General features: G+C 52.3%; 10 protein-coding genes. All 10 read right to left on the bottom strand.

Translation table 11 applies throughout. The annotated features are described in order from the left end of the window. A partial coding sequence (locus tag EJP87_RS12145; protein WP_130472144.1) for a recombinase family protein occupies window positions 1-392 on the bottom strand: 392 nt, incomplete at its 3' end. Between the two features lie 1110 nt (window positions 393-1502). Beyond that, window positions 1503-1736 (bottom strand): carbon storage regulator CsrA, encoded by a 234-nt coding sequence (gene csrA, locus EJP87_RS12140; protein ID WP_130472143.1) that lies wholly within the window; start codon window positions 1734-1736, stop codon window positions 1503-1505. 103 nt (window positions 1737-1839) lie between these two features. After that, the gene (locus EJP87_RS12135) at window positions 1840-2358 is read right to left on the bottom strand and encodes a flagellar protein FlgN (RefSeq protein ID WP_130472142.1); all 519 of its coding nucleotides are present in this window, start codon (window positions 2356-2358) and stop codon (window positions 1840-1842) included. 36 nt (window positions 2359-2394) lie between these two features. After that, window positions 2395-2706, bottom strand: coding sequence for a flagellar biosynthesis anti-sigma factor FlgM (gene flgM / locus EJP87_RS12130; RefSeq protein ID WP_130472141.1), 312 nt, complete (start codon window positions 2704-2706; stop codon window positions 2395-2397). 96 nt (window positions 2707-2802) lie between these two features. After that, window positions 2803-3231: a rod-binding protein gene (locus EJP87_RS12125; RefSeq protein WP_130472140.1), complete on the bottom strand. Its 429-nt coding sequence runs from the start codon at window positions 3229-3231 to the stop codon at window positions 2803-2805. Continuing rightward, a complete protein-coding gene (locus tag EJP87_RS12120; protein WP_130472139.1) occupies window positions 3228-4328 on the bottom strand; it encodes a flagellar basal body P-ring protein FlgI in 1101 nt (366 codons plus the stop codon). Before EJP87_RS12120 ends, EJP87_RS12125 begins: the two co-directional genes overlap by 4 nt. An 18-nt stretch (window positions 4329-4346) precedes the next feature. Then, on the bottom strand, window positions 4347-5048 hold the full coding sequence (locus tag EJP87_RS12115; RefSeq protein WP_130472138.1) for a flagellar basal body L-ring protein FlgH: 702 nt from the start codon (window positions 5046-5048) through the stop codon (window positions 4347-4349). 30 nt (window positions 5049-5078) lie between these two features. Then, the gene (flgA, locus tag EJP87_RS12110) at window positions 5079-5789 is read right to left on the bottom strand and encodes a flagellar basal body P-ring formation chaperone FlgA (protein ID WP_130472137.1); all 711 of its coding nucleotides are present in this window, start codon (window positions 5787-5789) and stop codon (window positions 5079-5081) included. A 2-nt stretch (window positions 5790-5791) separates the two neighbouring features. Next, entirely contained in the window at window positions 5792-6592 is an 801-nt protein-coding gene (gene flgG / locus EJP87_RS12105; RefSeq protein WP_130472136.1) for a flagellar basal-body rod protein FlgG, read from the bottom strand. A 74-nt stretch (window positions 6593-6666) separates the two neighbouring features. Next, window positions 6667-7118 (bottom strand): flagellar basal body rod C-terminal domain-containing protein (locus EJP87_RS12100; protein ID WP_320412242.1); only part of this gene is annotated, 452 nt, incomplete at its 5' end.

Below are 7118 nucleotides of genomic sequence, written 5' to 3'. Positions count from 1 at the left end.
GCCTTGGCCTTCTCAATTCCTTCCTGCTGACGCTCCCGCAGCAGGTCTCTTTCAAAGGCACTGATGGCCGCCAGCATGGTCAGCATAAGCTTTCCGGTTGCTGTCCCCGTGTCCAGGTTGATGTTCTGAATCTTCAGAGCCACATTTTTCCGTTCCAGCAACTGGACAATTTCCAACAGATGGTGAGTATCCCTTGCCAACCGGTCCAGCCGGGTGCATTCCACCACGTCACCCTTCCTGACGAACCGGAGCAACTCCTGAAGCTTGGGGCGGTCCTTCTTGGCTCCTGACTCAATTTCTGAAAAAATTTCATCACAGTGGGAAAGGGCTGAGAGCTGAATCCCCAAGTCCTGCGACGATGAAGAAACCCTGGCATAGCCAATCACGGCCATTGCAGCACCAATCATATCAATAAGGTTTAAGATGCAGTGATATTATCCTATCAAAACTCAGAAGTCAACTCTATTGATGCACTTCCTGGACAGCAATGGGCTTTTCACTGGGGTGTACCCTAAAGCACAGCAGAAGCAACCACCCGCTTCCAATAGCCCTGATACGGTCGGTTTCAGGACTGGAAACAGTGTGCTTTGTGTGAGAGTCTCGTGTGAGAAAGTTGTTCCAAAAGCGGAAAAAGCGGGGGGTAATCTGCCAAAACTTGGAATCCTTAACCATTTGAAAAAATTAAAATTCATTACAGATGAGGAGGTTGTAAAGCTCTGGACTCAAAACTCATAATCCGCAGGTCGGGGGTTCGAGTCCCCCCCTCGCTACCAAAGGCGATTTTGAGAAATATTTTTCAGCGCCCTTGAATGCCAAAAAAACCCGTAAACGCACAGTTTACGGGTTTTTTTATGGCAATTCACACCATAAAGCGCCAGCAAATACCGGTGCCAGTCTGCATTTGAGCACTGAGGAGAGCTGCTGACATCATTTTTGACCGATTGCTAAAGTACAGAAGATGGCACTGCACCATCTTGACGGTGATCTGCTTATCGTCCAGGAGGCACGGCAGGAACTGGAGCAGAGAGGCGCATTTCTTGTGCAGGTGCTTGAAAATATATTGGCACTGGGTAACTATTCAGGTTTGTGCTGGCGCGCCAGCTTTACCCGGTTTGCGATGACTCGCCAGCTCTACCTCCATGGGGATGCTGTGCGAATTGGCGCAAAAATGCGCGCCAATCTGCACAGCTTGCTTCCATTAGGCGCTTAAGCCGACGCAAAAAGCGCGTCGGCTTATTGTGAAAAGCGCGCCAAAAGCACAAAACAAAACCCCAGAGGCTCCGTCAGGGAGGTGCCCTCCCTGGACCCGCAATAGTTTTGGGTGGTGAATAGCTACAAAGTTCGCTGATAAACAGATTGGCCTGTTGGCCGAAGAGATCCTGCCGCACTGCAAAACAGGCATCTTGGCAGTGCGAACAGGTCAAACAGAGGCTCTTTGGAAATATATTGACTAAAAAGAGACGATACAAAAAAGGACAAAAATTCAATAAAAACTGCTACACTTATCCCCCGGACAAAATCCGGGAAGCCTGCTCCAATACCGCATCAGAGGTCTTCAGGTTGGCTTTGCGGGTCTCCCGTTTGATCTTGTCATAGATCTCCTCCCGGTGCACCTCCACATCGCGCGGCGCATCAATACCTATACGTACCTGGTTGCCCTTGATCCCCAACAGGGTGATTTTAATCTCCTCCCCAATGGTCAAGCTCTCACCAATGCGCCGTGTCAAAATTAACATGCCATAGTCCTCAATTAAAAATAGAACCAACCACCAAGAGGCCAAAATATCTCTATTGCCTTGTAAAATTTCCTTGCGCCAGCAGCAATAACGATATTGATTCTTATAATTGCCTTGAGAGCAGGTTGAATCGCGGATTGTTTTGCCGGGAACCCAAACGGTTATAGGAGGAGACTCCTCCGACGGGTCCACCCTGCAGAGCGGAAAGAATCGATTCGGTCGCCGCCAATACCCCAGTCAGCACCGCTTGATTTTCCCGATTGATCCGTTCCGTCTGTTCCACAACCTCCCGCAACTGCGTGCGTAACGCCTGCAAACCGGTAGTGCCACCCATCGCCTTGTCTAACGACTCCAGGGTCACCTCTTCGGGCTTCAGCCCCAAGCGTTTGCCCATTTGCGTGGTAACCCGATGTCGCAACTGATCGATTGCACGTATACGCGCCAACTTTTCGGCAATTTGTACCGCCAAAGCATCCAGCGCATCGGTATCCCGCTGACGCAGCTTCTCTTGCTCCAGGAGAAAGAGCTCCTGCAACTGGGCAAACTGTTGCACCATCGGCTCCAGAATCTGCCGCAATTGACGCAGCTCCTCATCCAGAGGATTTCGACCACTTTCGGCCATCACCGTAATCCATTATGCCACACAGCTTGGGGTTTCTCATATCGATTTTTTGCGTTCCAGCAAGACCTGACGCAAAATTTTATCGGCCACATCCAGACTGGAGACATGATAGCGACCAGCCATCAACGCCTCACGGATCGGACCAACCAACTCCATGCGAATCTCTGGAGCTTGATTGACCGCTTCATCCGCTTTGCCAATCAGTCGGGCATCCGATGAAAAGGCCACATCATCGCTGCGACCGGCGGCAGAAACTGCCGCATCGCTGCCCGACCCGGCACGAGTTGCACGTTGCCGGCCAATACGGCCCAATTTGCCAACCGCGACGCTTTTAATTCTGGTAACCATAATGGTTCGCGCTTCCTCTGTACGCCGTTGTACAGGTCGTCATCAGGGCCGCCGGTTGGCACCACTTTTCACCCGATTGCAGCAAAAAACAGAGGGTCACTCGCTGCTGCCAACAACTCCTGTGCCAGCAGGCGCTTGCACCACACCATTCAGTGCGCTGGATTGAGCTTGCAATCGTGCCACCGCGGCCTGGGGATCTACCCGATTTCGACCGTTTTGATTAGCCAGATAACGCAACAGCCCTTCCTTCAAACCCAGGCCATTTTTTCTCTGGCTCATCACTTTAGCATACTCACCATCCAGCAAGTCACGGAATATTTTTTCGCCCTCACTTTCGCGCAGCAAAGCTTCTTGTCCTGGCAGCGCCTTGGGAACCGTTTTGCGCATGGATCCCAGCATTTGCTTGATGAACAGAGCTTCAAATTCGCTCGCCGCTGCCTGCAGACGGCGAGCCTCTTTCGGGGTAAGGTTGGCCGGCATCGGCAGTTGCGCGTTACCGGCACCTATACGGGATGCGTCACTCACAGGATCTCCAGTTCAGCTTGCAAGGCTCCGGAGGCTTTGATCGACTGCATGATGGCAATCAAATCGCGTGGGGTCACGCCAATTGAATTGAGACCACGAACCAGTTCACCCAAAGTCACACCGGCTTCCATTTCCAAAACTTTGCCGTCTTTCTCTTTAACTTCAATATCCGTCTTCGGAGTAACCACGGTGGCTCCCCGACTGCGGGCATTGGGCTGACTGACCTGCGGTGATTCGGTGATTTTAATACTCAATCCGCCGTGCGCCAGGGCAACAGTGGATACACGCACATTTTCACCCATGACAATGGTGCCGGTTCGCTCGTTCAGCACCACTTTGGCCGTCTGATCGGGATCCACCTGCAGGTTTTCCAGCCGTGAGACAAAATCAACCACCTTCCCCTGATAGGTCGATGGGATTGTCAACTGCACTGTACCCGAATCACGTGCGCTCGCCAATGGTTCGCCAAATAAATTATTGATCGACTTCACCACACGAGTGGCAGTGGTAAAATCGGGATTGCGCAACGACAACTGCAACTGAAACTCTTGATTGAGCTCAAAGGGAATCTCCCGCTCAATCACCGCTCCACCGGCAATGCGTCCCACCGTGGGATGATTTTTCTGCACCGATTGCGCCGCTCCCTCCACGGCAAAACCACCGATGGAGACCGGTCCCTGGGCTACCGCATAAATCTTGCCATCTGCCCCCTTGAGAGGAGTCAAAATCAACGTTCCCCCCTGCAGGCTTTTGGAATCACCCAAGGAGGAGATGGTCACATCCAGCTTTCCTCCCTGACGAGCAAATGGAGGCAAAGTGGCGGTTACCATCACCGATGCAATATTTTTGACCTTCACACCGGTCTGCGGAGTGGAAATACCCATCCGTTCCAGCATCATGGTCAACGATTGATTGGTAAAGGCAGCACTGCTGTCGCCGGTGCCGTTCAAACCCACCACCAAACCAAAACCGGTGATCGGGTTGCCACGCACCCCTTCGATCTCCACCACATCCTTCAAGCGAGCCGCATGACTCGTCGTGCTCAGCAACAACAGCAGCAAAGCTGCTCCAATCCGTACTAATGAGGTGGCATTCATCGCAGTCGCAACTTCAAATTAGTTCACAGTGGCAAAAATACGGCTCAACCAGGAACCGCGTTGTTGGTCATTCACATCCCCTTCACCGCTGTATTCGATGCGGGCATCGGCCATCTGCGAGGAGACCACCGAATTTTGTGGGGTAATATCCTCAGGACGAATCACCCCGGAGATAAGAATGAATTGGTTTTCATTGTTAACGGTAATATCTTGGCGACCTGAAATACGCAGGTTACCGTTGCCGAGAATTTCCACCACCACACAGGAGACAATTGCTTTCAAGGCACTGTTACGCTCAGTCTTGCCATCACCGCTAAAGGTGTTGTTGCTGGTGGTTCCCGCAGTCAATGCACCTCCTGTCGCTCCAGGCAGCTTGGCACCAAACAGGCCAGCCGGACTCAACACCCCGGTCAAACCAAAATCATTGCTCCCGGAACGGTTCAGATCGGTCTTGGCCTCTTTTTTGGCATTGGAGGTCTCGACAATCTGCACGGTGACAATATCCCCTATATTGCGCGCCTTGTTGTCCAAAAACAGAGTATTGCGATCGGATGTCTGCCAGATCGATCCCTTGCGCGGAGCCATATTTTCCGGCGGTACCGGTTGCACCACAGCGATGGGGGCCGGAGGACGGGCCGAGGCACGGGTCATGCTGCAACCACTGGCGGTCACCGCCAGCAGCACCAGCACAGATACTTTCCAACCCATTTTGCCATTCATCTTTAGATTCCTTTCCCAGCGTTGCGGGGGTTACCAGGACCGGACCTGGGCTTCGCCCGGTGCGGTGATCTGCGCTTCAAAAAGTGATTTGCTTTGTGGATTGCGAATCGAAATAAAATCACCGATACGACCACGCTGCATTGCAATTCCAGTTGTTTCGATAATCATTGGACCACGGGTCAAGGTGATACGTACCCGATCATTGCGCTCCACGGCTACCGGACCTTCCAACATTTTATCGACCAGCGGCTGGCCTGCTTTGATATCACGAGTGGCCACTCTGCCCACTATCCCCGGAATATTTTGCAACCGTCCAGCCAACGGAGTGGTTAAATCAATCTCATGAATGACCACATCATCCTTGTTCACCAGCTCTCCCCGCTTGTAATCACGTCGCAAGACCGGGGTTTGTACCCGCTGTTTTAATTGTACGGTTACCTGCAAACGGGCGGCAGTTGCCCCGTCTACCAGTAGCGTGACCGGCAAATTATTCCTACCCGCCTCCCAGTTTTCGATTCCGGCACCCAATACCCAGGTGATCTCACCATCCGGAACCTTGGCCTCGGCAGGAGCATTAAAGGAGACCACATACAAACCACGCCCATTCTCTTCCAATGCCGCCCGCAAACGCATATCTATCGCCCCTTCGATCTCCCTGCGGTTGAGAACCTGAGCCGCAGCCGGAGTAGTGAAAAAAAGCGCAAGAGAGAGCAACAGAGCAAAAGAAAAGAAAAATCTCATGCCTAACGCTTCAACTGGGCAACCAGACTCAACATGGAATCGGCAGTCTGGATCGACTTGGTGCCAATCTCATAGGCCCTTTGTGTGGCAATCATTTCCACCATCTCGCTGACCATGTTGACATTGGACTGCTCCACCACATGCTGCTTCAAGCTGCCCATGCCATTCTCATCGGCATTGCTGGTGATGGGAGTACCCGAGGCCTGGCTTTCCACAAACAGATTGTTGCCAATCGCAGTCAAGCCGGCAGGATTGACAAAATTGGCCAATTGAATCTGCGAGACCTGCGATTGCAGATTTTTAGAGTCCACACGCTTGATAATGCCGGAGGATTCGATCATCACCGCAATATCATTTTGCTGTTTGACGCTGCGGCCACCAACCAGTTGCAGACCATCTGCGGTTACCATGTTGCCATCTTTGTCGATGGTGAAGTGACCATCACGGGTGTAAGCGATGGTGCCATCTGGCCGTTCAATTTGAAAAAATCCCTGACCACTGATAAACAGATCGACATTGAAGGCATCTTCGCTGGTGGGGATGGCGCTGCCTTGGGTAAACTCTTTGGTCACCGCAACCGGTTTGACCCCATGACCCAATTGAATACCTGCCGGGACGGCGGCTCCTGTTTGTGCCGTCTCACTGCCGGCGGGACGCATATTGGCATAGAGAAGATCCTGAAAGGAGGCACGGGAATATTTGAAGCCAGAGGTATTGACATTGGCCAAGTTGTTGGAAATCACATCGATATTCAACTGTTGCGCCTGCAAACCGGTGGCCGCTGTCCAAAGTGAACGAATCATGGTCTCTTCTCCCGTGTGGCAGCCATACTGTAGAGTATGGCCTGAGGTTCTGTCTAATAAAATATATTAAAAAATCAGCTCAACCGACCGACCTGAATGGCTTGCCCATCCAACCCGTCCAGAGCACGAATCATCTGCATGTAGGCTTCAAAAGCCCGGTTTACCTCAATCATCTGGGTCATGCCGCGCACGGCGTTGACATTGGATTGCTCCAGAAAACCTTGCAAAAATCCACCGGTTGGGGTTTCCAGATTGGTCTCTTGCGCTGAGGACTGGTACAGATTGCCACCCGCCTTTTCCAGAGAGGCAGCAGGAAGGGAGACCCGCATCAGACGACCAACCACGCTGCGTGCGTTGGCGATGGTCCCATCCGGGCTGATTTGTACCCGTTCGTTACCCACGACCAAAGCGGCACCACCGGCACCTAAAACCGGATAGCCATCCTTGTTGACCAACTCACCCTGGGAGTTGATGGCAAAGGAGCCATCCCGTGTATAACGGCGCCCTTGCGGGGTATTCAAAACAA

The sequence above is a fragment of the Candidatus Magnetaquicoccus inordinatus genome, from assembly GCF_004217665.1.
In the GTDB taxonomy this organism is placed as follows: domain Bacteria; phylum Pseudomonadota; class Magnetococcia; order Magnetococcales; family Magnetaquicoccaceae; genus Magnetaquicoccus; species Magnetaquicoccus inordinatus.
This window is presented reverse-complemented; position numbering and strand designations above follow the sequence as displayed.

What these genes read in the sequence shown, in the direction of transcription:
- csrA (WP_130472143.1), bottom strand. Translation starts at nt 1,736, where the DNA reads ATGTTAATTTTGACACGGCGCATTGGTGAGAGCTTGACCATTGGGGAG.
- flgM (WP_130472141.1), bottom strand. Translation starts at nt 2,706, where the DNA reads ATGGTTACCAGAATTAAAAGCGTCGCGGTTGGCAAATTGGGCCGTATT.
- flgA (WP_130472137.1), bottom strand. Translation starts at nt 5,789, where the DNA reads ATGAGATTTTTCTTTTCTTTTGCTCTGTTGCTCTCTCTTGCGCTTTTT.
- flgG (WP_130472136.1), bottom strand. Translation starts at nt 6,592, where the DNA reads ATGATTCGTTCACTTTGGACAGCGGCCACCGGTTTGCAGGCGCAACAG.
- EJP87_RS12135 (WP_130472142.1), bottom strand. Translation starts at nt 2,358, where the DNA reads ATGGCCGAAAGTGGTCGAAATCCTCTGGATGAGGAGCTGCGTCAATTG.
- EJP87_RS12115 (WP_130472138.1), bottom strand. Translation starts at nt 5,048, where the DNA reads ATGAATGGCAAAATGGGTTGGAAAGTATCTGTGCTGGTGCTGCTGGCG.
- EJP87_RS12120 (WP_130472139.1), bottom strand. Translation starts at nt 4,328, where the DNA reads ATGAATGCCACCTCATTAGTACGGATTGGAGCAGCTTTGCTGCTGTTG.